The organism is Seohaeicola zhoushanensis (genome assembly GCF_014656415.1).
GTDB lineage: Bacteria > Pseudomonadota > Alphaproteobacteria > Rhodobacterales > Rhodobacteraceae > Seohaeicola_A > Seohaeicola_A zhoushanensis.
The window spans coordinates 610,787-636,805 of sequence record NZ_BNCJ01000002.1 but is presented as its reverse complement, the minus strand read 5'-3'; the positions used below and the strand labels follow the sequence as shown (position 1 = coordinate 636,805).

Sequence of the window (26,019 nt, the reverse complement as noted above, 5' to 3'; positions counted from 1 at the left end):
GGTACGAAGGGGGTGCGCATGGTCGACGACATCATCGAGGAACTGACCGGAGGGTTTTCCGTGGTGCCGGTCGAGGCTTCGGCCATCCGGCTGGGCGTCGCGCTGCTGCTCGGCGCGGTGATCGGCGTCGAGCGCGAGGCGAGCCGCAAGCCGGCCGGCCTGCGCACGCATATGCTGATCTCGATGGCGGCCTGCCTGTTCATCCTGGTGAGCCAGAACCTCGCCACGCTGCAATTCGGCGACCGCGAGACGATGCGAGTGGACCCGCTGCGCCTGGTCGAGGCGGTTACGGCCGGCGTGGCCTTTCTGGGCGCGGGTACGATCTTTGCCTCGGGTGGCCGGGTAAAGAATGTCACTACCGGCGCGTCGATGTGGCTCGCCGGCGCGATCGGGCTGGCCTGCGGCGCCGGGCAGGAGGCGCTGGCGGCGCTGGCCACCGTGCTGGTGGTCACCATCCTCATGCTGCTCGGCTGGCTGGAGAAACGCATGGGCTGGCGCGACGTGGACGATTGATCAAGCCTTAAGGTCCAGTCCGGTCAGCGCCGCGGCGAATTCCTCGGGGTCGAAGGGGGCGAGGTCGTCGATCTGCTCGCCCACCCCGATGGCGTGGATCGGAAGGCCGAAGCGGTCGGCCAGCGCCACCAGCACGCCGCCCTTGGCGGTGCCGTCGAGCTTGGTCATCACCAGCCCCGAAACATCGGCGATCTTGCGGAAGATATCGACCTGGGAAAGCGCGTTCTGCCCGGTGGTGGCATCGAGCACCAGCAGGGTGTTGTGCGGCGCGGTCTCGTCCTTCTTGCGGATGACACGGACGATCTTGGCCAGTTCCTCCATCAGGTCCTGGCGGTTCTGCAGCCGGCCGGCGGTATCGATCAGCAGCAGGTCGGCGCCATCCTCCTGCGCCCTGGTCATCGCGTCGAAGGCGAGGCTGGCGGGGTCGGAGCCCTCGGGGGCGGTCAGCACCGGCACCCCTGCCCGGTCGCCCCAGACCTGGAGCTGTTCCACCGCAGCTGCGCGGAAGGTGTCGCCGGCGGCGATCACCACCGACTTGCCGGCGGCGCGGAACTGGCTGGCGAGCTTGCCGATGGTGGTGGTCTTGCCCGAGCCGTTGACGCCGACCACCAGCACCACCTGCGGGCGCTTGGGGAAGAGCGGCATGGGGCGGGCGACGGGCTCCATGATGCGGGCGATCTCGGTGGCGAGCAGCTGCTTGATCTCATCGGACGACAGGCGCCGGCCCATCCGGCCCTCGGCCATGTTGGCGGTGACGCGCAGGGCGGTGTCGACGCCCATGTCGGCGGCGATCAGCAGTTCCTCGAGCTGTTCCAGCATCTCGTCGTCGAGCGTGCGGCGCACCACCGTCTGCGGCACGGCGCGGCCCATGAGGCGGCCGAGCAGGCCGGGGCGCGCGGCTTCGGGCTGGGGCGGCGGGGTCACCGGGGCGGGCGCGACAACCGGCGGCGGCGCATGGGCTGCTGGCGGCGGCACCGGATCGGCGGGGGGCGGCGCAGGCTCGGCAGGGGGTGGCGCAACCGCTTCTTCGGTACCACCGTCCTCGACAATGGCGTCCAGCCCCTCGTCGAGTTTCGAGGAGGATTTGAACAGCCTGTCCTTCAGCTTCTGGAAAAATGCCATTGCCGTCTCCGCAGGGTCTTGCCCTTCACCTAATGCGCTTCGGCGGGATTGGAAAGCGTCCGGGGGCGCAAAGGTTCAGGAGAAGGCGGTGAAAAAGCCCGCCTGTGCCCCCCAATAGAGCAGCCAGACAGCGTAGGGCGTCCAGCGGTGGGCCGGATGGGCGGGCGGCATCAGGAATTTCTCGCAGGCGAGGATCAGGTCCGAGGCGATGAAGGCCAGCGCCGGAAGCAGCGCCAGCGCGGGCGGCAGGGTCAGCGCGGCGAGGCCCATCGACAGGATGACCGGGACATAGGCCAGCACCGCGCCGCGCAGGGCGCCGGCGTGGCGCCAGAGCAGCGCGGCGGCCGCCAGACCGATCAGCGCCAGCAGGGCGAGCACGGCCAGTTGCAGCGGCCCTGCGAGGCGGGTTGGGTCGCTGACTGGATGGGCGAGGAAGAAGGCGACATAGGCCAGATGCCCGGCCGCGAAGGCGCCTACGCCGCCCATGAAGGCGCGTTCGCCGGGGCGGGACAGCAGCCAGTCGCCCAGCGCGCAGAGCGCGAGGGCCACGGCCAGCAGCCCCGGCGCGGCGAGCGCCAGAACGGCGACCGAGAACGTCTTGACCACCGAGCGCACCCAGCCCGGCGGGCGCGGGGCGAGCGGCAGGTAGACCAGCGCGGCCGCCCCGGCGACAAATAAGGCCGGTGTCATACTTCGTCGGGGAAGTGCTTCATGGTCAGGCGGATCGGGTTCGGCGCCGCCTGGCCCAGCCCGCAGATCGAGGCGTCGGCCATGGTCTGGCAAAGCTCTTCCAGCAGGCCGGTGTCCCAGCGGTCGGCCTGCATCAGCTTGACCGCCTTCCCGCAGCCGACCCGGCAGGGGGTGCATTGGCCGCAGCTTTCATCCTCGAAGAAGCGCAGCATGTTGAGCGCGGCGGCGCGGGCCGAGTCCCTGTCGGACAGCACGACGATGGCGGCGGAGCCGATGAAGGTGCCGTATTTCTGGAGCATGTCGAAATCCATCGGGATGTCGGCCATGCTGGCCGGCAGCAGGCCGGCCGAGGGGCCGCCAGGCTGATAGGCCTTGAAGGTATGGCCGTCGAGCATCCCGCCGGCGGCCTCGATAATGTCCTGCATCGTCGAACCGGCGGGCAGCAGGTGGACGCCGGGGCGCTTCACGCGGCCCGAGACCGAGAAGGAGCGCAGGCCCTTGCGGCCGTTCTTCTCGGTCCCCGAGAGGACCTCGGGGCCGTGACGGACGATTTTAGACAGCCAGTAGAGCGTCTCGACGTTGTGGACCAGCGTGGGGCGGCCGAAGAGGCCGACCTCGGCGACGAAGGGCGGGCGGTGGCGCGGCAGGCCGCGCTTGCCCTCGATCGACTCGAGCATCGCGGATTCCTCGCCGCAGATATAGGCCCCTGCCCCGCGGCGCAGCTCGATAAAGCCCGTGTCCACAATGCCCGCGCCTTCCAGCGCGGCGATCTCGCGGCGCAGGATCTCCAGCACCGCCGGGTATTCGTCGCGCATGTAGATGAAGCAGCGCTCCGCCTCGACCGCCCAGGCGGCGATCAGCATCCCTTCGAGGAAGACATGCGGCTGGCGTTCGAGGTAGTGGCGGTCCTTGAAGGTGCCGGGTTCGCCTTCGTCGCCGTTCACCGCCATGTAGCGCGGGCCGGGATGGGCGCGCACGAAGCCCCACTTGCGCCCCGAGGGGAAACCCGCGCCGCCGAGGCCGCGCAGGCCGGAGGCCGCGACCTGGGCCTGCACCGCCTCCCAGTCGCCGCTCTCGCGCAGCTTGAGGAGTTCGGCGTAACCGCCCTCGGCGCGGTACGTTTCCAGCGTCTCGTAGCTGGGGATATGTGCGTGGGTATCCTGTTTATGGATTGCCGCCAGCACCTTTTCAGGCGTGGCGTGGTCGATGTGGTTGTGGCCGATCTCGAGCGTGGGCGCGGTGTCGCAGCGGCCCATGCAGGGCGCGCGCAGCACGCGCACCTTCGCCGGGTCCAGCCCCTGCTCCAGCGCCGCCTTCAGCTGCTGTGCGCCGGCCAGCTCGCAGGAGAGCGAGTCGCAGACGCGGATGGTCAGCGCCGGCGGCGGGGCCTCGTCTTCCTTGACCAGGTCGAAATGGGCATAGAACGAGGCGACTTCCCAGACCTCGGCCTGGCCGATGCGCAGCTCTTCGGCCAGCGCGCGCAGGTGGCGGGCGGCGAGGTGGCCGTGGGCGTCCTGAATCAGGTGCAGGTATTCGATCAGCAGGTCGCGCCGGCGCGGACCTTCGCCCAGCAGCGCGCGGACCTCGGCCAGGGCGGCATCGTCGAGCTGGCGGCCCTTCGGCGTCCGACGGCCCTTGCCCTTGCCCGATTTCCAGACACCCTTGCCGTCCTGAACTGTCATGACGCCATCACTCCCCGTGCTTCGCGATCGGGTCTATACCCGGTCCCGACCGCAAGGGCGATCAAAAGCGACATCCCGGCGCGGCTTTGCGTTGCCGCAGCGGCGCCTTTCGGAAACCGCCGCGCGCTATCGGAGCCCCTGTCAGGCGCGGGCGCGCTCGGCCCCCTCTTCGATCGCCTTGCGCAGCTTGGCCTCGAGCGAGCGCTGCTTGCTCTCGGAGTAGTATTTGAGGCCGAACATGTCCTTGACGTAGAAGGTATCGACCGCCTGCTCGCCAAAGGTCGCGATCACCGCGTTGGCGATATAGACGTTGCTGGCCGCCAGCGTGCGCGCGAGGTCGTAGAGCAGGCCCGGCCGGTCGCGGGTATCCACCTCGATGATGGTGTAGATATCCGACCCCTCGTTGTCGAAGACGATATGGGTCGCGACGTTGAAGGCCTTCTCGCGCTTCTTGATCTTGTCGCGCGACTTGAGCGCGTCGCGGGCCACCACCTCGCCCTTCAGCGTCTTGTGGATCATCTGCGCCAGGCGCGGAAGCTTGGCTGACTCGTAGGGTTTGCCGTCGGCATCCTGGATCCAGAAGGTATCGGTGACGTAGCCGTCCTTGGTGGTATAGCTGCGCGCGTCCACCACGTTGGCGCCAACCAGCGCCAGCGCCCCGGCGAGGCGGGCGAAGATGCCGGGATGGTCGGCCATCACGAAGCAGGCGCGGGTGGCGTCGCGGTCCTCGTCCGGGTGCAGGTTGATCAGCACCTTGCCGGGGTCGTTGGCCTCTTCCAGCTCGCGCAGCATCCGCGCGAAATCGACATGGGCGGTGAGGTGCAGCCCCTGCCAGTAGGGCGGGTAATGGCGCGAGGTCTCGGTCTTGAGCGCCGATTTCGGCCAGTCGGGCAGCGCCTCGCGCAGCAGCCGCTTGGCCTCTGTCCCGCGGTTCTCGCGGTTGAGCGCCTCCATCCCCTCTTCCAGCGCGCGCCGGGTCTGACGGTAGAGCGCACGCAGCAGCGCGGCCTTCCAGTTGTTCCAGGTGTGCGGGCCGACTCCGCGGATGTCGCAGACCGTCAGCACCGTCAGCAGGTCGAGCCGCTTGACCGTCTGCACCGCCTTGGCGAAGTCGCGCACGGTGCGCGGGTCGGCGATGTCGCGTTTCTGCGCCATGTCGGACATCAGCAGGTGATGACGCACCAGCCATTCCACCGTTTCGCTGTCCGCCTTGTTCAGGCCCAGTCGCGGCGCCACCTTGCGCGCGATCTGCGCGCCGATGATCGAGTGATCCTCGCTGCGGCCCTTTCCGATGTCGTGCAGCAGGAGCGCGACATAGAGCACCCGCCGGTTCAGCCCGCCCTCCTTGAGGATGCCCGAAGCCACCGGCAGCGATTCCGTCAGCTCGCCCTTCTCGATCTGGGCGAGGTTTCGGATGCACTGGATGATATGCTCGTCCACCGTGTAGCTGTGATACATGTTGAACTGCATCATAGCGACGATGGGCTCGAACTCGGGGATGAAGGCGGCAAGCACGCCCAGCTCGTTCATCCGCCGCAGCGCCCGCTCGGGATTGCCATGCTTGAGCAGCAGCCCCATGAAGATGTTCGCGGCCTCGCGGTCGTTGCGCATCTCGTCGTCAATCAGCCGCAGGTTCGCCGTCAACTGGCGCATGGCGTCCGGGTGGATCAGCATTCCCGTGCGCAGGCCCTCGTCGAAGATGCGCAGCATGTTCAGCGGATCCTCGAAGAAGCTCGCCGGATCGGCGATGGCGAGCCGGTTGTGGATCACCTCGTAGCCGTCGCGCACCCGCCGCTTGCGCGGGAAGATCCGGTCGAGCAGCGGCGCCGGCTTGACGTGGATCGCCTCCATCTTGGTCAGCAGGATGCGGGTCAGGTCGCCCACCGCCGTGGCGTGGCGGAAATACTCCTGCATGAAGACCTCGACCCCGCGCCGGCCCGACTTGTCCTCGTAGCCCATGCGCTCGGCCACCTCGACCTGCAGGTCGAAGGTCAACTGCTCGGTGGCGCGGCCGGCGATCAGGTGCATATGGGCACGCACCGCCCAGAGGAAATCCTCGGCGCGCTGGAAGCGGTCGAACTCCTCGCGCCGGAACACGCCGAGCGGCACCAGGTCGGCGGTGTCGTCGACGCCGTGGACATATTTCGCCATCCAGAACATCGACTGCAGGTCGCGCAGGCCGCCCTTGCCCTCCTTGACGTTGGGCTCGACCATGTAGCGCTGGCCGAATTTCTGGTGCCGGCTGGCGCGCTCGGCGAGCTTGGCCTCGAGGAAGGCGCGGGCGTCATGGGCGAAGAGATCGGCCTTGAGCCGCTTGTCGAGCTCGGCCGCCAGCCGGGCGTCGCCGGTCAGGAAGCGATGTTCGAGCAGCGCGGTGCGGATGGTGAAATCTTCCTGGCCCAGCCGGACGCACTCGCGGATGGTGCGGCTGGCATGGCCCACCTTCAGGCGCAGGTCCCAGAGGATGTAGAGCATCGACTCGATGACGCTCTCGGCCCAGGGGGTGATCTTGTAGGGCGTGACGAAAAGCAGGTCGACGTCCGAGAAGGGCGCCATCTCGCCCCGCCCGTAACCGCCTACCGCGATCAGCGCGATGCGCTCGGCGGCCGTGGGATTGGGCAGCGGATGCAGCCGCGTGCGCGCCACGCGCAGCGCCGAGATCACCAGGCAATCGGTCAGCCAGGCATAAGAGCGCGTCAGCGCCTGGGCGTTGAACGGCGCCTTTGCAAAGGCCTCGGCAATCGCCTCGCGCCCGGCGAGGTTGGCCTCGCGCAGGATGCGCACGGTCTCGTTGCGCAGCCCGGTCGCTGATGCGCCGTCCGCCGGCAGCGCATCCAGCGCCGCGGTCACGGCGGCTACGTCAAAGATCGACCCCGGCTCGCAGATCAGCGAGAGGTCGGGCGCCGGGACGGCTGGCTCAGAGGCCAGCGCCCGAGAAGCTTGTTGGCGCAGGGTCAATCACTACCACCTGTCTGTTCTGGATCGTGGCCACGGCCAGGCCACGCTGGTTGGTTCCGTCCCCGAGGAGCCGGAAGATGCCACCGACGCCCTGGAAGCCGGCGCCCTGGGTCAGCGCCGCACCGGTCAGCGCGTCGGACTTGCCCGCGCCCACCAGCGCACCGATGGCGGCGATGCCGTCATAGGCCAGCCCGCCGATCGGGTGCGGCGCCGCGCCATAGGCGGCGGAATAGCGGGCGGTGAACTGCGCCGCCTTGTTCGGATCGGGCAGCGCGAACCATCCGCCCTGCACGCCCGGCAGCTCCAGCGTCTGCGCCGGGATGTCCCAGCGGGTCAGGCCCATGTATTGCACCGTCGTAGGCGAAACCCCGGCCTCGGGCAGCAGCTGCGACATCAGCGGCAGCGCTCCGGCGGTATTGGCGGTGAGGAAGAGCGCATCGGCGCCAGTGGAGCTCACGGCGTCCTTGATGCGCGGAATCGAGGCGATCACGCTCTGCTGCGAGAGCTCAAAGGGCACCTCGCCCGCGATCCGCGCGCCGGCGCGGGTGGCGGCCGACTGGAAGGCATCGCGCCCGGCGGTTCCGGCGAGATCGTTGGAATAGACCACCACGATGTTGCGCTTGCCGTGGGTTGCCGCGTAATTCGCCATCCGGCTGGCGGTATTGGCGAAGGTATGCCCCAGGATGAAGACGTTGCCACCGGCGATCGAGGGGTTGTTCGAGAAGGACAGCACGTTGACGTTGCGTCCGCGCACGGCGAGGCCGGCAGCATTGGCGGATTCCGCGTAGACCGGGCCGAGGATGATCCGAGCGCCCTCGTCCACCGCCTGGCTCGCCACCGTGGCGGCCGTGGTCGCGTCGCCGGCGGTATCATAGACGCGCAGGTCGATCTTCACGCCCTGCAGGTCGCCGATCGCCAGCCGTGCCGCGTTCTCGAGGCTCGCGGCCAGAATCGCGTCGCCCGGCTGCGCCGAGCCGCGCGGCACCAGCAGCGCCACCGGCACCGGGGCAGAGGTATCGATGCTGGGACCGCCGGTTCCGACGGTATCGCAGGCAGCCAGCACTGCGCCGGCGATCAGGGTAACTCCGACGAGGGCCGCCTTGCGGGCCCTGGAAAAAACAGCGAACATGAAACACTCTCCCTCGGATCGCGCGGCTTTTTGCCGCCCTCTGGTCGATCCAGGATAATAGTCGTCAACGTAGGCGGGTCCAGCATTGAATCATCAGAAGGTGCGTTTGGCCCCCGGGCTGCACTTTGTCGCCACCCCGATCGGAACCGCGCGCGACATCACGCTCAGGGCGCTGGATACGCTCGCCTCGGCCGATGTCCTGGCGGCCGAGGACACCCGCAGCCTGCGCCGGCTGATGGAGATCCACGGCGTCCCGCTGGAGGGGCGCCGGATCGTCGCCTATCACGATCACAGCGGCGAGACGGTGCGCGCCAGGCTGGTCGCGGCGATGGCCGAGGGCAAGTCGGTGGCCTATGCCTCGGAGGCCGGGATGCCGCTGATCGCCGACCCGGGCTTCGACCTCGCACGCGCCGCCACGGCCGCCGGGCAGCCGGTGACCTGCGCTCCGGGCCCTTCGGCCCTGCCGACGGCGCTGACCCTGGCCGGGCTGCCGACCGACGCCTTTTTCTTCGCCGGTTTCCTGCCCCCCGCCAGCGCCGCGCGCAAGGCGCGGCTGGAGGAACTGGCGCAGGTGCCCGGCACGCTGGTGTTCTACGAATCGCCGCAGCGAGTGGCCGCGTCACTGGCGGACATGGCCGAGGTGCTGGGCGCCGAAAGGCCGGCGGCGCTCTGCCGCGAACTGACCAAGAAGTTCGAGGAGGTGCGCCGCGCGCCATTGGGAGAACTGGCCGCCGACCTCGCCGAAGCACCGGTGAAGGGCGAGATCGTGCTGGTGGTCGACCGGGGGCGTTCGGGGAATGTTAGGGAAATTGACGTAGAAGCAGACCTGATCGAGGCGATTAAGGCGAATCGTCTGCGCGATGCGGCTGATCTTGTGGCGCGGATGCATGGGCTTCCGCGGCGGCAGGTCTACCAGATGGCGCTGAAACTAGGGAAGGACTGAGGGATGCGAAGGGATCTGCGCGGGCGCACGGCGCATGAGGCGGGCGCCGCCGCCGAAGAGCGGATCGCCGAGGAGTACCAGCGGCGCGGCTTCACCCTGGCCGGGCGGCGCTGGCGCGCCAGCGGCGGCGAGATCGACATCATCGCGCGCGACGGTGAGGGGCTGGTCTTTGTCGAAGTCAAGCAAAGCCGCGATTTCGCCAGCGCGGCCGAGGCGCTCTGCCGCCGCCAGATGCGCCGGATTTGTGCCGCTGCCGAACAATTCCTGGCCGGCGAACCCCGTGGGCTGATGACCAACATGCGCTTTGACGTGGCGCTGGTGAATGGCTCGGGCGCCTTTCACATCATCGAAAACGCCTTCGGCGAGGCCTGATCGCCATTGATCCCCCCTCGCCGCTGCGCCATGAATGCGGCCAGCGACAAGGGGACCGCCATGAAAATCGCCTTCCAGATGGATCCGATCCTTTCGGTGAACATCAACGCCGACAGCAGCTTCCGGCTGGCCGAAGAGGCCCAGAAGCGCGGACATACGCTGTTCTACTACGGGCCGGACCAGCTGGCCTTCCAGGAGGGCCGGATCACCGCGCGCGGACAGGATATGACCGTGCAGCGGGTGCCTGAGGCGCCGGCGATCCTGGGCGAGTCGCGCGAGGTGGACCTGGCCGATTTCGACGTGGTCTGGCTGCGCCAGGATCCGCCCTTCGACATGCATTACATCACCTCGACGCACCTGCTCGACCGGCTGAAGGCGACGACGCTGGTGGTCAACGACCCGTTCTGGGTGCGCAACTTCCCCGAGAAGCTGCTGGTGCTGAACTTCCCCGGCCTGACCCCGCCGACCACCATCGCCCGCGACCTCGACACCATCCGCGCCTTCAAGGCGCGCCATGGCGACATCATCCTCAAGCCGCTTTACGGCAACGGCGGCGCCGGCGTGTTCCGCCTGGACGAGAACGACCGCAACCTCTCCTCGCTCTACGAGCTGTTCACCGGCTTCTCGCGCGAGCCGCTGATCGTGCAGAAGTTCCTGCCCGCCGTCGCCCAGGGCGACAAGCGGGTGATCCTGGTCGACGGCGAGCCGGTGGGTGCGATCAACCGGGTGCCGAAGGCGGGCGAGACGCGCTCGAACATGCATGTGGGCGGACGCCCCGAGAAGGTTGGCCTCACCGCACGCGACCGCGAGATCTGCGCCACCATCGGCCCGCTCCTGCGCGAGAAGGGCCAGGTCTTCGTCGGCATCGACGTGATCGGCGACTATCTGACCGAGATCAACGTGACCTCGCCCACCGGCATCCAGGAGCTGGAACGCTTCGACGGCATCAACGTGGCCGAGAAGATCTGGCAGGTGATCGAGGCGAAGGTCGGCTGAGAGAACTCCGAGGCGGGGGGCTGTCTGCCCCCCGGCGGCCTGGCGGCCGCTCCCCCCGAGGATATTTGGGGCAAAAGGAAGCCGCAGCTCAGCGGTAATACCAGCGCATCAGCAGCGGCGTCAGATACATCGGCACCTGGTAGCAGCCGATGAAGAGCAGGATCGGCGTAGTGATCTCGGGCGGCAGCGCCACGAGGAACAACGCGATGTTGCGGTTTCCCGCGATGATCGCAAGCGGGGTGCGGTCGTCGCGGCCGCGCAGCACCCGGCCCGCCAGCAGCTGCAGCCCGAAGTTGGCGGCGAAGGCGATGCCCAGCCAGGTGAAGAAGCGCGCCGGTTCCTGGGTCAGCGCCGGACCGGCCGCTGACATCAACCCGACCACCATCACCGCCATCAAGAGCGCCGAGGCGCCGTCGACGGCCTGAACCTGCCGCGCCTCCGGCGCCGGCAGGAGGCGCGCGCGCAGCCAGAAGGCCACCCCGGCGGCGGCGAGGATGATCGCGGTCAGGCGGGCCGAGACGTACAGCAGGTCGGCCGGCCCGCCGAGGCCCGAGCTGACCAGGAAGGCCGGGATCACCGTCAGTGGCAGCACCGCCGTGCCGACGATCACCATGCGCAGCGCCGGCACCGGCGGGCCGCCGGCCATCACCGTCAGGTTCGGACTGCCCGCAACCGAGGGCGCCGCCGTCATCAGCGTGAGCGCCACCGCCAGGGGCGTGCCCGCCAGCCCCAGCGCCAGGCAGGCCAGCGCCACCGCCAGCGGCACCGCCACCTGGAAGGCCAGCACCGCCCCGGCAAGGCGCGGCAGCTCGGCAAGCGAGGTCATCGCCTGGCGGTGGCCGATGCGGAAGGCCGAGATCAGGATCAGCCCGGCCACCATCGCCGGCAGCCAGGCCCGCATCGCCTGGGCCAGGTCCTGCAGGACCAGCCCCGCCACCAGCCCGGCGACCAGCAGCAGCCGCCCGTGGCGGGCGGCCAGTACCAGCAGGTGCATCAGGTGCCGGGCCGCTGGCGGATGTTCTCGGGCAGCCATGTGGCGATCTCGGGGAAGAAGATCAGCACAAAGACCATCGCCACCATGATCAGGAACATCGGGATCGCGGCGCGGGCGATGAAGGTCATCTGGTGCCCGGTCATCCCCTGCAGCACGAAGAGGTTGAAGCCGATCGGCGGCGTGATCTGCGCCATCTCGACCACCACCACGATGAAGATGCCGAACCAGATGATGTCGATGCCGGCCTGGCGGATCATCGGCTCGACCACCGCCATGGTCAGCACCACCGAAGAGATTCCGTCCAGGAAGCAGCCAAGCACGATGTAGAAGACCAGCAGCGCCATCAGAAGCTGAAACTTCGACAGCTCCAGCGAGGCGATCAGGTCCGCCAGCCCGCGCGGCAGGCCAGTGAAGCCCATCGAGAGCGACAGGAAGGCCGCGCCGGCGAGGATCAGCGCGATCATCGCCGAGGTGCGCACCGCGCCCATCAGGCTCTCAGAGAAGGTCGCAAAGGAGAGCGACCCCTGCCCCGCCGCCAGCAGCAGCGAGCCGATCACCCCGAAGGCCGCCGCCTCGGTCGCCGTGGCAAGGCCGAGATACATCGAGCCGATCACCACCAGGATCAGGCAGATCACCGGCAGCAGGAAGCGCGAGTTCTTCAGCTTCTCGGTAAAGCTCATTCGCGGTTCAGGCGTCGGGTTGAAGTCGCGCTTCACGAAGGAGGCGATGGCGACATAGGCCATGAACATCGCCGCCAGCACCAGGCCGGGGAAGACGCCGGCCATGAACAACTTGGTGATCGATTCGTTGATCGTGACGCCGTAGACGATCAGCGTCAGCGAGGGCGGGATCATCAGGCCCAGCGTGGCGGCCCCCGCCAGGGTGCCGATGATCATGGTTTCGGGATAGTTGCGCTTGCGCAGCTCGGGGATCGACATCTTGCCGACCGTGGTCAGCGTTGCCGCCGAAGAGCCCGAGACCGCCGCGAAGACGGTGCAGCCGACGATATTGGTATGCACGAGCCCCCCCGGCAGCCGCGCCATCCAGGGGCTGAGGCCGCGGAACATGTCCTCGGACAATCGCGTTCGGTAGAGGATCTCGCCCATCCAGATGAACAATGGCAGGGCGGTCAGCGTCCAGGAGGAAGACGAGGTCCAGATCTTGGTGATCATCGCGTCGCCGGCGGGGCGCGAGGTGAAGAGCTCCATGCCGACATAGGCCACGCCCATCAGCGCGAGGCCGACCCAGACGCCGGAGCCCAGCAGCAGGAAGAGGACGCAGAGGAAGATGGCGATGGGAATGAGCTGTTCCATGAACCTACTCCGCGTGGGCCTGGTCGACGGTCTCTTCCGAGATACCGTGAGACCCGGTGAAGAGCAGCCGGATCAGGTGATCCCAGAAACAGACCGCGAGAAGGATGGTGCCGATGCACATCGCCAGCTGCGGGATCCACATCGGCGTGGCGTCGAGGCCCTGGCTCAGTTCCTTGAAGCGCAACGACAGCCGGGTGCCCTTGACGGCGTAGTAGGCAAAGTAGGTCGCGGTGGCCGCGCCGATGCCGAAGCACCAGACCTCGCCCCACCAGCGGTGCCGGCCGAGCGCGGTGAGGAACAGCGACACCCGGATATGCGCGCCGTGGTTCAGCGCATAGGCGAAGGCGAAGAACGAGGCCGCCGCCATGCAGTAGCCGGCGTAATCGGTCGCGCCGGGAAAGACCTGCCCGGTCCATCGCGCCAGCATCTGCAGCACGATCAGCACCAGGATGGCGATCAGGAAAAAGGCCGCGATCACTCCGCCAAGAGTGTACAGGCCATCAAGAAGGCGCCGCAGCACCCTGGCAATCGGCATCGCTCACCCCCGCGTTGCACCAGCTGGAAGGGGGGCCAAAAATCTTGCAAAGATTTTTGCAAATTTCTTCGCAAGAAATTTGGCCCCGGCCCGGTCGTCCGGCGTCAGTTGCCGGCCTTGTAGGCGTCGACGATGGCCTTGCCGTCGTCACCGGCCTTGGCCAGCCACTCCTCGGTCATGGTCGCGCCGATCGCCTTGAGGCCGTTCATCAGCTCGTCACCGGCGCGTTCGACGGTCATGCCGCCTGCTTTCAGCCCGTCAAGCGTGAAAGCGGTATAGTCCTTCGACTTGGCAAGGCCGTCGGCTGCCGCAGTGGCGGCGCAGTCGTTCATCACCGTCTTGGTGGCGTCGTCGAGGCCGTTCCAGGCGTCCATGTTCACGAAGACGGCGTTGCGCGGCAGCCAGGCGTCGACTTCGTAGAAGTGGCTCAGGTGCTCCCAGACCTTGCGGTCATAGCCGGTCGCGCCCGAGGAGATGAAGCTCTCGGCCACGCCGGTCGCCAGCGCCTGGCTGAGTTCCGCCGCCTCGACCTGCACCGGCAGAGCGCCGGTCAGCTCGGCCATGCGGGCCGTGGCGGTCGAATAGGAGCGGAACTTGACGCCCTTGAGGTCGGCCACCGAGGTCATCGGCTTGTTGATGTAGAGGCCCTGCGGCGGCCACGGAACCGAGTAGAGATAATGCAGGTTGTCGCCCGCCAGTGCCTTGGTCACATAGGGCTCGGCGATCTTCCAGAGCTTTTCGTGCTCGTCGAAGGAGGAGACCAGGAAGGGGATCGAGTCGACGCCGTAGAGCGGGTTCTCGTTCTCATGTGCCGAGAGCAGCCGCTCGCCGATATTGGCCTGGCCGGTCTGCACCGCGCGCTTGATCTCGTTGCCGGCAAACAGCGAGCCCGAGGGGTGGGTCACGATCTCGAGAGCGCCCTTGGTGCCGTCGGTCACGCATTTGCCGAAGGCGGCGCCGATCTCGGAGTGGAAGTTCGAGGCCGCGTAGGCCATCGGCATGTCCCACTTCTCGGCCTGCGCGGTCACCGCGCCGGCGAAGGTCATGGCACTGGCCGCCATCAGTCGTGCAATTGTCTTCATTTCAGTCTCCCTGTTTTGAGGATCCGGCGCTCTGCGGCACCGGTTGCGGTTTCAGTTAAAACGTTCAGGACTATAGGGGGCAAGATCAATGTTGGGCGCGCGGCCGGATACCAGCTGCGCGAGGATGCGTCCGGTCTTGGGGCCGCCTGTCAGACCGACATGGTCGTGGCCAAAGCCGAGGTAGATGCCCTCGACCCCCGGCACCTTGCCGATCACCGGGATCGAATCGACCATCGAGGGGCGGTGGCCCATCCATTCGATCGTCTTCTTCCAGGTCAGCCCAGGCATCGCCGCACGGATGTTGCGTTCGAGCAGGCGGAAGGGCGCGCGCGAGGGCGGCGCGTCGAGCCCGCCGAACTCGACTACGCCGGCGAGGCGGATACGGCCCTCCATCGGGGTCACCACGAACTTGCCCGAAGCGACCATGACCGGCGAGCGCGGCATGACCGAGGGTTCCCAGAGTTCGAGGTGATAGCCGCGTTCGCTCTCCAGCGGCATGTGCAGGCCGAGCTTGTTGGTCAGCGGCACCGACCAGGCACCGGTGGCGAGGATGGCATCGTCGCAGGCGATGGTCGTGCCGCCGGCGCGAATGCCGGTCACCCGGCCGTTCTCGCGCACGATATCCTGCACGTCGGCCTTGATGATCTTGGCGCCCTGCCTCTCGGCATGGGCGGCAAGGTCCTTCACATACTGGCCGGGATCGGCGATGCGGCCGTGGTTCGGCATGCGCACCGCAAAGCTGATCGCGCCGCCGAAGTTCGGGTCATAGGCCTTGAAGGCTGCACCTTCGAGGATCTCGCCCTCGAAGCCGTATTCCTTGCGGATGCTCCAGCCCAGCGCGTCGCCCTCGTAATGGGCGCGGTCATTGTAGAGGAAGACGTAGTCGGCCGGGATCAGCCATTTCTCGGCCCCCGTCCCGGTGGCCAGCGCCTGGTGGTCGGCCAGGCTGTCACCGATGATCGGCGCCAGCGCCGCGGCGCGGTGACGGACGCTGTCGGCATTGGCCGTCTTGAGATAGCGCCAGAGCCAGGGCGCGAGTTTCGGCAAGTAGCCCCATTTCAGGAACAGCGGCTGGTTCGGGTCGAACAGCATCCGCGGCGCCTTGCCGATCAGGCCCGGCACCGCCACCGGAATGATCGAGCAGGAGGCCAACACGCCGCCATTGCCGTGGCTGGTGCCTTCGCCCGGCCCCTTGCGGTCGATCAGGATGACCCTGTGCCCGTCGCGCTGCAGCCAGATCGCGGTCGAGACGCCGACGATGCCGGCCCCGATGATCGCAACGGTCTTGGGTGTATCGGTCAATTGATGGGGCCCCCGGCGCTTGCAATGGAAAATTTCTGGACCTTGTCCGTGTCCGGCACAAGTCCCAATCCTGAGGAACGGGGCACCTGCACGCACCCGTCTTTCACGGGAAAAGGTTCCGCCAGCAGGTCTTCGGCAAGGAAATACGTCGCCTGGTAGAATTCGCAGCCAAGCGTGATCTCGGGGGTTGCGGCGATCATATGCGCGCCGGCCAGATGGGCGATGCCGGTTTCGAACATGTCGCCGCCATAGGCCAGAAGGCCCGCCTCGACCGCCATGCGCGCCACGCTCTGCGCACGGGTCAGGCCGCCGGTCTTCATGATCTTGACCGAGACGCCATCGCAGATGCCGGCCTCGATGGCGCGGGCCATGTCCTCGGGGCCGAAGACGCTCTCGTCGGCCAGCAGCGGCATCTCGATCAGGCCGCGCAGCTCGGCCATCGTCGCCCAGTCGCCGGCGGCGACCGGCTGCTCGATGAAATCGGGCGCAAACCGGGCAACCTCGGGCACCTGAGCCATCGCCTCCTCGCGGGTCAGGCCCTGGTTATAGTCGACGCGGATCCTCAGCCCTGGGTGGTGGCCGCGGATATAGTCGAGCCGCTCCATGTCAAAGGCATGGCCCTTGAAGCCGGTCTTGAGCTTGACGAGGCCGACGCCATCGGCCTCGAGCCGGGCAAGCAGAGCGCGGTCGGCGGCGAAGTCGGGGTTGGCCATGGAACAGGAGAGCGGGATCGGTTGCGGGTCCTGCCCGCCGAGCAGCGCCCAGACCGGCTGGCCGGCAAGCTTGCCGGCCAGGTCAAGCAGCGCGGTTTCCAGCGCCGCCTTGGCCTCGGTGCAATGCACCACGGCGCGGCGGGCAAGGTCCATGATCGCCTGCCGGTCTGACACCCGGCGGCCGATCACCAGCGGGCGGAGATAGCGGTTCAGCGCGGCGTAGCTGGCCTCGGGCGATCCGGTGAAGACAACCCAGGGCGAGGCCTCGCCCCAGCCCTCCAGCCCGCCCTCGGTGGTGAGCCGCAGGACGATGACCTCGACCGACCCGCCGACGCTGCCAATCCCGTGGTCGCGCCGCCCCACCACCGGCAGGGCGCAGTGCCAGACTTCCATGCCCGAGATGATGTCGTCGGGCGCGGTCATGAGGCGCGTTCCGGGCGAGAAGGGCAGCGCCTGCCTGGGCGGGCGCCGGAGTACGACGGGGTCAGCGGCGGGCGGGCTTTCGGTGCCCCGACGTCGTCACCCGTTGCCACGTTGAAAGCGCCTGCCGGGGGGCAGGCAGGCGCTGCCCGGCGTGCCGCCGGGCGAAAGGCCGGATCGAGCGGCGCGAAGCTCTCCACCCTCAGGCCACCCATTCCGACACCGGGGCCGCCGCCTCGTGCAGCGGCTGCGAGATCACGTCCACCAGGGTCGGGCCGTCATGGGCCAGCGCCTCGGCCAGCACCCGCTTGAGGTCAGCCGGGTCCTGGACCCGCCAGGACTTCACGCCAAAGGCCGCGGCCACGGCGGCATGATCGGTGCGGTTGAAATCGACGTTGTAGAACCGCTGGCCAAAGCCCGAGTTCTGCCCCGCCTTGATCCAGCCGTAGACCGAGTTGGAGAAGACGATCGAGGTGATCGGCATCCGGTAGCGGCAGATCGTCTCGAACTCGCCGCAGCAGAAGCCAAATGAACCGTCGCCCATCACCGCCACGGTCTTGACGTCCGGGCGCCCGGCATGGGCGCCCATCGAGGCCGCCAGCGCATAGCCGAGCGCGCCATGCGCGCGATTGGTGATGAAGTTCCGCCCCGCCACCGGCCAGCGGTAATGCGCGCTGAAGTAGGGGCAGGGCGTACCGGGGTCGGCGACGATGATGGCGTCGTCGTCAAGCAGGCCCTGCAGCGTGGCGATGACCCGTTCGGGCCGGATCGGGCGTTCGTCGCTGGCGGCGAGCGGCGCAAATGCGGCAAGCTTGGCCTGCCAGGCGGCGGCGGCACGCGCCTGCCCGCCCTGCCCGGCCAACGCGCGGCTGCCCAGTTCGGCCACCAGCGCGGCCAGCGCCAGCTTCGCGTCGGCGCAGATCGCCACCTCGGTGGAATAGTTCGCGCCGATCACCATCGGGTCGCTGTCGATGTGGATGATCTTCACGGCCGGCTTGGGCGAGCGCCAGCGTTCGGTGGTGACCGACCCCGCGCGGCAGCCGATGAACAGCACGAGGTCGGCCTCGTCGACCACGGCCCGCGTCGCCGGGTTGCCGCCGTTCGAACCGACCACACCCAGCGCCTGCGGGTCAGTTTCGGCGATGGCGCCCTGCCCCGAAACCGTTGTTGCAATCGGCAGGTCCAGCATTCTCGCTAGCGCCGCCAGTTCTTCAGCCGCCCCCGCGATCACCGGCCCGCCGCCGCAGATCGCCACGGCGCGTTTCGCCCCCTCCAGCATGTTCGCCGCCTCGGTAATTGCCTCGGGATCGGGCCCGGCGCGTTCGGCGGGGAAGGTCCGGTGGCGCGGGTCGGCCCAGATCTCGGCCTCCTCGACCGGGGCCTTCTGCGTGTCGAAGGGCAGCGCGAGGTGCACCGCGCCGGGCCGCCCCGTGGTCATCGCGCGGAAGGCCGCGCGCACCATCGCCGGCAGCCGCGCGGCATCGTCGAGCGAGGCGTTCCACTTGGTCAGCGGCGCAAACAGCGCCTTCTGGTCCAGTTCCGTCAGCGGGTAGCGCCCGCGCGAGGCGGTGGAGACATCCGAGGTGATCGCCAGAATCGGGATCGAACTCTCGTTGGCCTCGACCACGCCCGGCAGGATATAGGTCGCGCCGCCGCCCGAGGGCCCCTCGCAGACGCCCGGCTTGCCGGTCACCCGCGCATAACCGTCGCCCATATAGGCGGCGTGGCGTTCATCGCGGGTCAGGTAATGCGTGATGCCATGATCCATCCGCGCCAGCGCGTCATAGAAGGGCAGCGTGGTATCGCCACAGAGTCCGAACATATGGGTGACGCCATGCGCCTGCAGCATCCGCACCATCGCCTCGGCGCCAGTCATCCGGTTGTCCATTTCGGTCCCTCCGTCAAGCTGTATACAGATTGATATGCAGCATTGCGCGCATGTCAATCGCCTTGTAGATTCAGACCCAGCTTCCGCCCGAAGGTGCCCGGAAAACGCCCATGACCAAACCCGACAGCAACGTCAGCCGCGTCTATGCCGCGCTGCGCCGGATGGCGGCGGATTTCGAACTGAAGCCCGATGAACGCATCAATGAAAGCGCGCTCTCGCTGCAGCTTGGCGCCAGCCGCACACCATTGCGCGAGGCGCTGAACCGGTTGGTGGCCGAGGGCTTCCTGACCTTCCGCAGCGGGCGCGGCTTCTATTGCCGCTCGCTCTCGCCGGCGCTGGTGATGGAGCTCTACGAGGCGCGGGTGGCCGTCGAATCGGAGACCGCCCGGCTGGCGGCACTGAAGGCGAGCGACGCGAGCCTCGACGCGCTGCTGGCCCATGTCGAGGCGGGGGCGGCGGAATATGCTGCCAGCGGCGATGCCGCGCGGCTGCTCGAGATGGACGAGGCCTTCCACCTCGAGATCGCCGCCCTGAGCGGCAACAGCGAGCTCCGCCGCATGGTCGAGAACCTGAACGACCGCGTGCGTTTCATCCGGCTGATGTTCATGAAACGCATGATCGGCAGCGGCACGCCGCAACTGGCCCGTCTCGCCGCACACCGGACGATCGCCGCGGCCATAGCCTCGCGCGATGGCGAGGCGGCCGCGCAGGTGATGCGCGGCCATATCGAACGGCGGCGCGAGGATGCCGCCGAGGCGGTGCGCATCGCCTATTCCCAGCTTTACGTGCCTGACGAGGAGACATCATGACCAAGGCGGTTGGCGGCAAGGCGGTTTACGGGGCGGCGGTCGGCATCCTGATGCTGGAGGCGCGGTTCCCGCGCATTCCGGGCGACATGGGCAATGCGCTGACCTGGCCTTTCCCGGTGCACTACCGGATCGTGCGGGGCGCCTCACCCGACCGGGTGGTGCGCAAGGGAGCGGAGGGCACGCTCGACGCCTTCGTCGCGGCGGCGCGCGAGCTGGTGGCCGACGGCGCGGACGGAATCACAACCAACTGCGGGTTCCTGTCGCTGTTCCAGGACGAGCTGGCGGCGGCGGTGGGGGTGCCGGTGGCGACCTCGTCGCTGATGCAGGTCGACATGGTGAACCGCCTGCTGCCGGCCGGCAAACGCGCCGGGGTGCTGACGATCTCGGCCTCGACGCTGACGCCGATGCACCTGGTGAAGGCCGGGGTGCCGCAGGGCACGCCGATCGGGTCGACCGAGGGCGGGCACGAGTTCACCCGGGCGATCCTCGACAACGAGCTGGAGCTGGACGTGGACCTCGCCCGCGCCGACAACGTGGCGGCGGCGCTGGCGTTGAAGGAGGCGCACCCGGATCTCGGGGCCATCGTGCTGGAATGCACCAATATGGTGCCCTATGCCGCCGATATCCGGGCGGCAACCGGGCTGCCGGTCTTCTCGATCCTGAGCTTCGTCACCTGGTTCCAGTCGAGCCTGGTGCCGCCGCGGTTCGGCTAGGCGTTTTCCGTCGCGGAAAACGTCCGAATTCCTGCGAGGAATTCGGCTACGACGGTTCGGGCAGGACCGTTTTCCTCGAAGGAAAACGGGCCGAATTCCTCGCAGGAATTCGGCTCACAGCCCCAACGCCTCGCGCTGGCCGCGCGCGAAGCCCTGCACCAGCCGGTCGGCGATGAAGGCGAGGATCGCCATCGCCGCCCCCGCCGAGACGCCCAGCCCGATATCCGCCTGCCCCAGCGCTAGGAAGATCGACTGCCCGAGATCGGTGGTGCCGATCAGCGCGGCGATCACCAGCATCGAGAAGGCGTAGAGAATTGTCTGGTTCAGCCCCAGCAGGATGGTCGGCGCGGCCCAGGGCGCGCGCACGTCGCGCAGCATCTGCCAGGTGGTCGCCCCCGCCGCCGTCGCCGCCTCGACCATCTCGGGCGGCGTCTCGACCAGACCGTGCCGCGTGTAGCGGATCATCGGCACCACGGCATAGGCGCAGATGGCGAGGAAGGCCGAGAACTCGCCGATCTGGAAGAACATCAGCACCGGGATCAGGAAAACGAACAGCGGGATGGTCTGCAGCATGTCGCAGACCGGGCGCACCACGCGCCAGACCGTCGGACTGACCGCGCTCGCCAGCCCCAGCGCGCCGCCGACCAGGACGCAGGCCACCACCGAGGCGGTGCAGAGATAGAGCGAGAGCAGCGCCCGGTCCCAGAGGCCCGAGACCAGGATCGCCAGCAGCAGCACCACCGAGAGCAAAGCGAGCCGCCGACCGCCGGCGACATGCCCGAGCGCCCCCGCCCCGATCAGCACGAAGGGCCAGGGCAGTTGCGCGATGCCGGTCTCGATGATGCCAAGGCCGATGGTCAGCGCAATCCCGGCGGTGACCCGCCCCGACAGCGCCAGCGCCAGCCCGGCGAGCGCCGCCACGGCGAACCAGGCCCCGCTCATCCAGGCGGTCCACTGGAAGCCCCAGGTGAAGGGCAGCACGGAATCGTCAAGCCCGATGCGCAGCGGCAGCAGGCCATAGAACATCGCGTTGTTCTTGAGCGCGTCGAGCGTCGCGCCCTGGCTGGCGGTGAAGGCGCCCAGGCCCTTGTCCACCGCCTCGGCCAGTGGCGTCAGCAGGCGGAAGGCCTCGGGGTCGGGGTGACGCCACCAGACCAGCAGCGTCGCCAGCAGCGCCACGCCGAGGATCGCCAGCGCGACGCGGCGGTCGTGGCGGGCGCGCTCGAAGGCAAGCGCGCCGCTCATCCGGTCGATCACCACGGCAAAGGCGACGATCACCAGCCCGGCCAGCAGGCTCTGCCCGAACAGCGCCTTGCGCATGGTCAGCAGCACTTCCCAGCCGATGTCGTTGAAGCCGCCGATCACCGCCGCGATGATCACCATCGAAAGCGCCGCCATCAGGCATTGGTTGAAGCCGACCATGATCTGCCGCCCGGCGGCCGGGATCTCGACCTGGAAGAGCTGCTGGAACCGGGTCGCGCCGCTCATGATGGCGGCTTCCTTGATCTCGGTCTCGACCCGTTCGAAGCCGAGGATCACGTTGCGCGCCATCGGCGGCGCAGCATAGATCGCGCTGGCGATCAGCCCGACCACCGGGCCAAAGCCGAAAAGCAGCACCAGCGGCGTGAGATAGGCAAAGGTCGGCACCGTCTGCATCACGTCGAGCAGCACCTGCACCGCGCCCTTCACACGCGGCACCTCGTTGGCGAGCAGGCCGATGGCCAGCCCCGCCAGCAGTGCCACGGGCACGGAAACGGCAACCAGCGCCAGGGTGCTCATTCCCTCGGCCCAATAGCCCGAGATCAGCACGAAGACGAGGCCGAGGAAGCCGAGGCTGGCCATGGCCGCGCCGCCGATCAGCCAGCCGATGGCGGTGACGATGCCGATGAACAGCGGCCAGGGCGTGGCGAGGAACAGCGCGTTGGCCCAGCCCATCGGATAGGCGAGCAGCGCCGAGACCAGCCGGGCGGCGGGACGGATGAAGCGCAGCGCGGCTTCGAGCCAGGCGCTGAGGCTCTTGGTGTCGAGCAACACCCAGTCGGCCGGCCAGGCGGTGAGCCAGGGCAGCCTGGGCGCGAAGATCAGGCAGAGCGCCCCGGCCAGCAGGGTGACAAGCGCCGCCCAGGTGCCGGGGCCGAGCTGCGGCCGGGCGGCGGGAGGCGCCTCGCTCAGCGCGCTCACGTTTCCTCCACGTGCAGGGCGCTGACCAGGTCGGCCGGGTCGATCTGGCCGACCACCGCACCGGCGCCGTCGCGCACCGCCACCGGGGCCTGCGCCGCGACGCAGGCGGCGAGCGCGGCGTCGAGCGTCATGCCTTCGCGCAGCGAGGGCCCCTCGGCCAGCGTGCCATGGGCGGGTTTCATCACCGAATCGACCCGCGCGTGCCGCCCCTTGGCGACGTCACGGGCGAACTCGCGGACATAATCGTCAACCGGGTTCAGCACGATCTGCGAGGGCGTGCCGATCTGAATCACCTTGCCGTCGCGCATGATGGCGATGCGGTCGGCGAGCTTGAGCGCCTCGGCAATGTCATGGGTTATGAAGACGATGGTGGTGTTCAGCTTGGCGCGGATCTGCAGAAACTCGTCCTGCAACTGGCGGCGGATCAACGGGTCGAGCGCCGAGAAGGGTTCGTCGAGGAACCAGACCTCGCAATCGCCGACCAGCGAGCGGGCGATGCCGACGCGTTGGCGCTGGCCGCCGGAGAGGTTGCGCGGGAACGCGGATTCGCGCCCGCCGAGGCCGACCAGCTCGATCACCTCGCGCGCCTTGGCCTGGCGCTGCGCCCGCCCGATGCCCTGGACCCGCAGGGGATAGGCCACGTTGTCGAGCACGCTCATATGGGGGAACAGGCCGAAGTGCTGGAACACCATGCCGAGCTTCTTGCGGCGCAGCTCGATCAGGCGGGCCTTGCTGGCGGTGGCGATATCCTCGCCCTGGATGCGCACGTCACCGGCAGTCACGTCGAGCAGGCGCGACAGGCAGCGCACCAGCGTCGACTTGCCCGAGCCGGAGAGACCCATGATGACGAAGAGCTCGCCGGGGCGGACGTCGAAGCTGACATCCTGAACCGCAGGGATCAGCCCCTTGGCGCGTAGCTCGGCAGCGGCGGCGTTACCGTCGCGGCCATGGGCGGCCAGGGCCGAGACGAGCTCGGCCTTGGCGTTAGGACCGAAAACCTGCCACAGGTGGCGGCAGGAGATGGCCGGTGTCGCGGCGTCGCTCACTTGGTGGCGGCTTCGACCACAGGGCGCCACTTGCCCTCGTTGGCGCTCATCCACTTGGCGACCACGTCCTCGACCTTGCCACCATCGACGTCGATCGCGCCCATCATCGGCTGCTGGTCCTCAACCGAAAGCTGGTAGGCAGTCAGGATCTCGTAGGCCGCCGGCCACTTCTCGGCAAAGCCCGACCAGGCCGCCTTGAAAATGCGCGAGGGGGCGAAGTCGCAGTCGTTCACGGCGTTGGGGTTCGGGCCCCAGGCCGGATCGGTGAAGCAGGCCTCGTTGCCCTCGGGCAGGTCGACAAACTTCACGTCATAGGCCGACATCGCCCAATGCGGCTGCCAGAAGGTGATGAGCAGCGGCGACTTCTTCTCGGTCGCGGCGCGCAGTTCGGTGATGAGCGCGCCTTCCGAACCGGCGGGCACCGCCTTGAAGGGCAGCGCGAGGCCGGTCATCCGGTCGGCACCCGGCGTGCCCCAGTCCGCGGGATAGTCGACGAGCCGGCCCATCGGCAGGGTCTCGGCGGTGGCGAAGGCGCCGGCGCAGGCCTTGAGCGCCTCCCAGGCCGGCAGGCCGGGGCAAAGCTCGGCCACATGGGCGGGATAGGCGATGCCTTCCTTGGCATCGAGGCCGAGGTCGCCGATCTCGACCACAGTGCCCTCGCCGATCTTCTTGGCGTATTCATCCGAGACGTTCGACGACCAGATCTCGAGCGTGGCGTCGAGATCGCCGTCGGCGAGCGCCTGGAACTGGTTCATCATGCCGGCGGTGACATATTCCACCTTGTAGCCCGCCGCCTTCAGCATCTCGCCGGCGACATGGGTGGTGACGTGCTGGCCAGTCCATTCGTTGATCGCCAGTTTGATCGGCTGGTCGACGGCGCCCATCTCGGCAGCGGTCGTTCCGGTTGCCATGGCGGCCAGTGCCAGCCCGAGTGCAAGCTGTTTCATGAGAACTCCCCTTGTCGTTTGTTTGACCGCGAGTATTCGCCCAAATTCTTCACGAAGTCACGACACTATTACCCCTTTCGCCCGGATAAGCGTTGCAACACGCGGTCGGAACAGGCCAGATGCGCCCGATCTTCAGGAAGACCGCGATGACCAATACCCCAGAACTGCGCCTGCTCGTCTGCTCCACCTGCCGGCGCGAATGCGGCAGCGCCTTGGAAGAGGCCGCGCGCGTCCAGGTGGCACTGGCGGCGGCGGGGATCATGGCTCAGGTTGGGGAGTTCGCCTGCTTCGGCGGCTGCGAGACACCGATCAGCATCGCGGTTCAGGCAGAGGGGCGGGCGTCCTACGTGTTTTCCGACCTGCCGCCGGACTGGCCCGAAGGCGACATCGCCGCCTTCTGCCGTCTGTATCTCGACACTCCCGCCGGCTGGATCGAAGACGCACGACCCGCCGGAGAGATACGCTTTCACCTCAGGGCGCGGGTGCCGTCACTGACCAAGTGTGACTGAGGCCTCGATGGGCACGCCGCCGCTGGTCAGCGGGCGGTGGTCGTTGGAGTAAAGCGCCGCACTCAGCACCTGCCCGGGTTGCCCTGCGCCGAGATGCACCCATGGGCCATAGACCCGGGCGACCTTCTCGCCGTCGAGGTAGAGGTGCACATGCCCCTCGCCCGCGACATCGCCCTGCCCCGCGTTTTCGGGGGAGAAGGTAAAATCGCTGACGGCAACATGCACGTTCCAGCCGCCTGCCGAATCCGGCAGGGCGGCGAGGGTCACGCCCGGCACGGTGCCGCCGGGCGCGATCTCGACCGGATCGGCATGTGCATGGTCATGCGCAGGTGCCTCGGCATGGCCATGGCCGGTGGCATGGTCGTGCCCGTCCAGCGTGACGCCCATGCCGGCGGCGGTGAGGAAACCGAACCCGCCACCAAAGACGAGTCCGATCCCGAAGAGCGCCAATCCGCGGTCGAGCATGGCCTAGGCCGCCGCGTTCTGGCGAAGGCCCTCGCGCTGCCAGAAGTGCCCGGCAAGGCATCCCAGCACCACCCAGGCGGCGAGCCCGACACCCAGCGCCCGCGAGGCGAACATCGCGGCCAGTTCCGGCGGAACGGTGCCCGCGAAACTGTCGGGATGCGGCGCGCCGATCAGGTGCGGCGCCAGCAGCAGCACCACCGCCACGGCCCAGGCCGCCCAGCTGCGCGCGAAGGCGATCAGCGCCAGCGCCACGCCGGTCGCCGCCACGGTGGCGAACCACCAGACCTGGCGCGCGACGACATCGGCCGCCGCCACGCCCGGCACTTCCGGCGGCAGCGAGATCGCCGGCGCGAAATGCACGGCGACAAAGCCGGCAATACCCCAGATCAGGCCCGTCCGGGCCGTGATCTTGGCCCCCGATGCCTCGGCCAGCGACATCAGTGCCACCAGCACCAGCGCATAGCCGGTATAGACCAGCGCCGAGAAGAGCACCGAGAGGGCGTCGCGCATCACGTCGATGCCGCCCAGATCGGGGTGCGCCGAGACTGGCTCGGCCCCGAAATGCACAAGTTGACCCGACTCGTAGAGCTCGGCGTGCAAAAGCACCGGCTGTACGAAAACGAACTGCAGCAGGGCCGCGATCAGCCCTGTGCAGAATCCAGCGAACAACGCGCTGGTCAGCAGTCTGGAAGCCATA

Annotated in this window: 24 protein-coding genes; 7 read left to right on the top strand and 17 right to left on the bottom strand. The window is 68.3% G+C overall.

Annotated elements, in window-relative coordinates; all coding sequences use genetic code 11:
• The first annotated feature begins 18 nt into the window (after positions 1 to 18).
• Positions 19 to 513, top strand: coding sequence for an MgtC/SapB family protein (locus IE266_RS07045; protein ID WP_189679324.1), 495 nt, complete (start codon positions 19 to 21; stop codon positions 511 to 513).
• Here IE266_RS07045 and ftsY read toward each other — a convergent pair whose 3' ends face one another.
• From ftsY to IE266_RS07020, 5 genes are all read right to left on the bottom strand, one after another.
• Complete coding sequence (ftsY, locus tag IE266_RS07040) at positions 514 to 1,635, bottom strand: signal recognition particle-docking protein FtsY (RefSeq protein WP_189679323.1); 1,122 nt, start codon at positions 1,633 to 1,635, stop codon at positions 514 to 516.
• A 75-nt stretch (positions 1,636 to 1,710) separates the two neighbouring features.
• Complete coding sequence (locus tag IE266_RS07035) at positions 1,711 to 2,325, bottom strand: lysoplasmalogenase family protein (protein ID WP_189679322.1); 615 nt, start codon at positions 2,323 to 2,325, stop codon at positions 1,711 to 1,713.
• Positions 2,322 to 4,007, bottom strand: coding sequence for an NAD(P)H-dependent oxidoreductase subunit E (locus tag IE266_RS07030; protein WP_189679321.1), 1,686 nt, complete (start codon positions 4,005 to 4,007; stop codon positions 2,322 to 2,324). Before IE266_RS07030 ends, IE266_RS07035 begins: the two co-directional genes overlap by 4 nt.
• Positions 4,008 to 4,148: 141 nt before the next feature.
• Positions 4,149 to 6,965 (bottom strand): [protein-PII] uridylyltransferase, encoded by a 2,817-nt coding sequence (locus tag IE266_RS07025; RefSeq protein ID WP_189679320.1) that lies wholly within the window; start codon positions 6,963 to 6,965, stop codon positions 4,149 to 4,151.
• Entirely contained in the window at positions 6,925 to 8,094 is a 1,170-nt protein-coding gene (locus tag IE266_RS07020) for a penicillin-binding protein activator (RefSeq protein ID WP_189679319.1), read from the bottom strand. The genes IE266_RS07025 and IE266_RS07020 overlap by 41 nt, the downstream gene beginning before the upstream one ends.
• Positions 8,095 to 8,179: 85 nt before the next feature.
• Between IE266_RS07020 and rsmI the strand changes: the two genes are divergently transcribed.
• Genes rsmI through gshB form a run of 3 tightly spaced genes read left to right on the top strand, consistent with a single transcriptional unit; the run spans position 8,180 to position 10,405 of the window.
• Complete coding sequence (gene rsmI, locus IE266_RS07015; protein ID WP_189679318.1) at positions 8,180 to 9,037, top strand: 16S rRNA (cytidine(1402)-2'-O)-methyltransferase; 858 nt, start codon at positions 8,180 to 8,182, stop codon at positions 9,035 to 9,037.
• Positions 9,038 to 9,040: 3 nt separating this feature from the next.
• Positions 9,041 to 9,409: a YraN family protein gene (locus IE266_RS07010; RefSeq protein WP_189679317.1), complete on the top strand. Its 369-nt coding sequence runs from the start codon at positions 9,041 to 9,043 to the stop codon at positions 9,407 to 9,409.
• 60 nt (positions 9,410 to 9,469) lie between these two features.
• A complete protein-coding gene (gene gshB, locus IE266_RS07005; RefSeq protein WP_189679316.1) occupies positions 9,470 to 10,405 on the top strand; it encodes a glutathione synthase in 936 nt (311 codons plus the stop codon).
• 88 nt (positions 10,406 to 10,493) lie between these two features.
• Here the strand turns inward: gshB and IE266_RS07000 are convergent, their stop codons facing one another.
• The 7 genes from IE266_RS07000 to IE266_RS06970 all read right to left on the bottom strand — a co-directional run bounded on the left by IE266_RS07000 (position 10,494) and on the right by IE266_RS06970 (position 18,652).
• On the bottom strand, positions 10,494 to 11,438 hold the full coding sequence (locus IE266_RS07000; protein ID WP_229863915.1) for a hypothetical protein: 945 nt from the start codon (positions 11,436 to 11,438) through the stop codon (positions 10,494 to 10,496).
• A complete protein-coding gene (locus IE266_RS06995; RefSeq protein ID WP_189679315.1) occupies positions 11,399 to 12,712 on the bottom strand; it encodes a TRAP transporter large permease in 1,314 nt (437 codons plus the stop codon). The genes IE266_RS07000 and IE266_RS06995 overlap by 40 nt, the downstream gene beginning before the upstream one ends.
• Positions 12,713 to 12,716: 4 nt before the next feature.
• Positions 12,717 to 13,247 carry a TRAP transporter small permease gene (locus tag IE266_RS06990; RefSeq protein WP_189679314.1) on the bottom strand — a complete coding sequence of 177 codons (531 nt, stop codon included), beginning with the start codon at positions 13,245 to 13,247 and terminating at the stop codon, positions 12,717 to 12,719.
• 104 nt (positions 13,248 to 13,351) lie between these two features.
• Positions 13,352 to 14,329, bottom strand: a complete 978-nt coding sequence (locus IE266_RS06985; RefSeq protein WP_189679313.1) for a TRAP transporter substrate-binding protein — start codon at positions 14,327 to 14,329, stop codon at positions 13,352 to 13,354.
• A 51-nt stretch (positions 14,330 to 14,380) separates the two neighbouring features.
• A complete protein-coding gene (locus tag IE266_RS06980) occupies positions 14,381 to 15,631 on the bottom strand; it encodes an NAD(P)/FAD-dependent oxidoreductase (RefSeq protein ID WP_189679312.1) in 1,251 nt (416 codons plus the stop codon).
• Entirely contained in the window at positions 15,628 to 16,767 is a 1,140-nt protein-coding gene (locus tag IE266_RS06975) for an enolase C-terminal domain-like protein (protein WP_189679311.1), read from the bottom strand. Before IE266_RS06975 ends, IE266_RS06980 begins: the two co-directional genes overlap by 4 nt.
• A 199-nt stretch (positions 16,768 to 16,966) precedes the next feature.
• Positions 16,967 to 18,652 (bottom strand): thiamine pyrophosphate-binding protein, encoded by a 1,686-nt coding sequence (locus IE266_RS06970; RefSeq protein ID WP_189679310.1) that lies wholly within the window; start codon positions 18,650 to 18,652, stop codon positions 16,967 to 16,969.
• Positions 18,653 to 18,762: 110 nt separating this feature from the next.
• Here IE266_RS06970 and IE266_RS06965 point away from each other — a divergent pair, with 110 nt between their 5' ends.
• The gene (locus IE266_RS06965) at positions 18,763 to 19,461 is read left to right on the top strand and encodes a GntR family transcriptional regulator (RefSeq protein WP_189679309.1); all 699 of its coding nucleotides are present in this window, start codon (positions 18,763 to 18,765) and stop codon (positions 19,459 to 19,461) included.
• The gene (locus tag IE266_RS06960) at positions 19,458 to 20,174 is read left to right on the top strand and encodes an aspartate/glutamate racemase family protein (protein ID WP_189679308.1); all 717 of its coding nucleotides are present in this window, start codon (positions 19,458 to 19,460) and stop codon (positions 20,172 to 20,174) included. The genes IE266_RS06965 and IE266_RS06960 overlap by 4 nt, the downstream gene beginning before the upstream one ends.
• A gap of 114 nt (positions 20,175 to 20,288) precedes the next feature.
• On the opposite strand, the gene IE266_RS06955 is transcribed toward IE266_RS06960, so the two are convergent.
• The 3 genes from IE266_RS06955 to IE266_RS06945 are packed head-to-tail and all read right to left on the bottom strand — an operon-like array spanning position 20,289 to position 24,348.
• Positions 20,289 to 22,355, bottom strand: a complete 2,067-nt coding sequence (locus IE266_RS06955) for an ABC transporter permease (protein ID WP_189679307.1) — start codon at positions 22,353 to 22,355, stop codon at positions 20,289 to 20,291.
• Entirely contained in the window at positions 22,352 to 23,401 is a 1,050-nt protein-coding gene (locus IE266_RS06950) for a quaternary amine ABC transporter ATP-binding protein (RefSeq protein ID WP_189679306.1), read from the bottom strand. The genes IE266_RS06955 and IE266_RS06950 overlap by 4 nt, the downstream gene beginning before the upstream one ends.
• Positions 23,398 to 24,348 (bottom strand): ABC transporter substrate-binding protein, encoded by a 951-nt coding sequence (locus tag IE266_RS06945; RefSeq protein WP_189679305.1) that lies wholly within the window; start codon positions 24,346 to 24,348, stop codon positions 23,398 to 23,400. The genes IE266_RS06950 and IE266_RS06945 overlap by 4 nt, the downstream gene beginning before the upstream one ends.
• Positions 24,349 to 24,494: 146 nt before the next feature.
• Here IE266_RS06945 and IE266_RS06940 point away from each other — a divergent pair, with 146 nt between their 5' ends.
• A complete protein-coding gene (locus tag IE266_RS06940; RefSeq protein ID WP_189679304.1) occupies positions 24,495 to 24,857 on the top strand; it encodes a DUF1636 family protein in 363 nt (120 codons plus the stop codon).
• Here the strand turns inward: IE266_RS06940 and IE266_RS06935 are convergent.
• Positions 24,837 to 25,322 carry a hypothetical protein gene (locus IE266_RS06935; protein WP_189679303.1) on the bottom strand — a complete coding sequence of 162 codons (486 nt, stop codon included), beginning with the start codon at positions 25,320 to 25,322 and terminating at the stop codon, positions 24,837 to 24,839. The two genes, IE266_RS06940 and IE266_RS06935, sit on opposite strands and share 21 nt — an antisense overlap.
• A 3-nt stretch (positions 25,323 to 25,325) precedes the next feature.
• Positions 25,326 to 26,018: a CbtA family protein gene (locus IE266_RS06930; protein ID WP_189679302.1), complete on the bottom strand. Its 693-nt coding sequence runs from the start codon at positions 26,016 to 26,018 to the stop codon at positions 25,326 to 25,328.
• Position 26,019 lies beyond the last annotated feature (1 nt).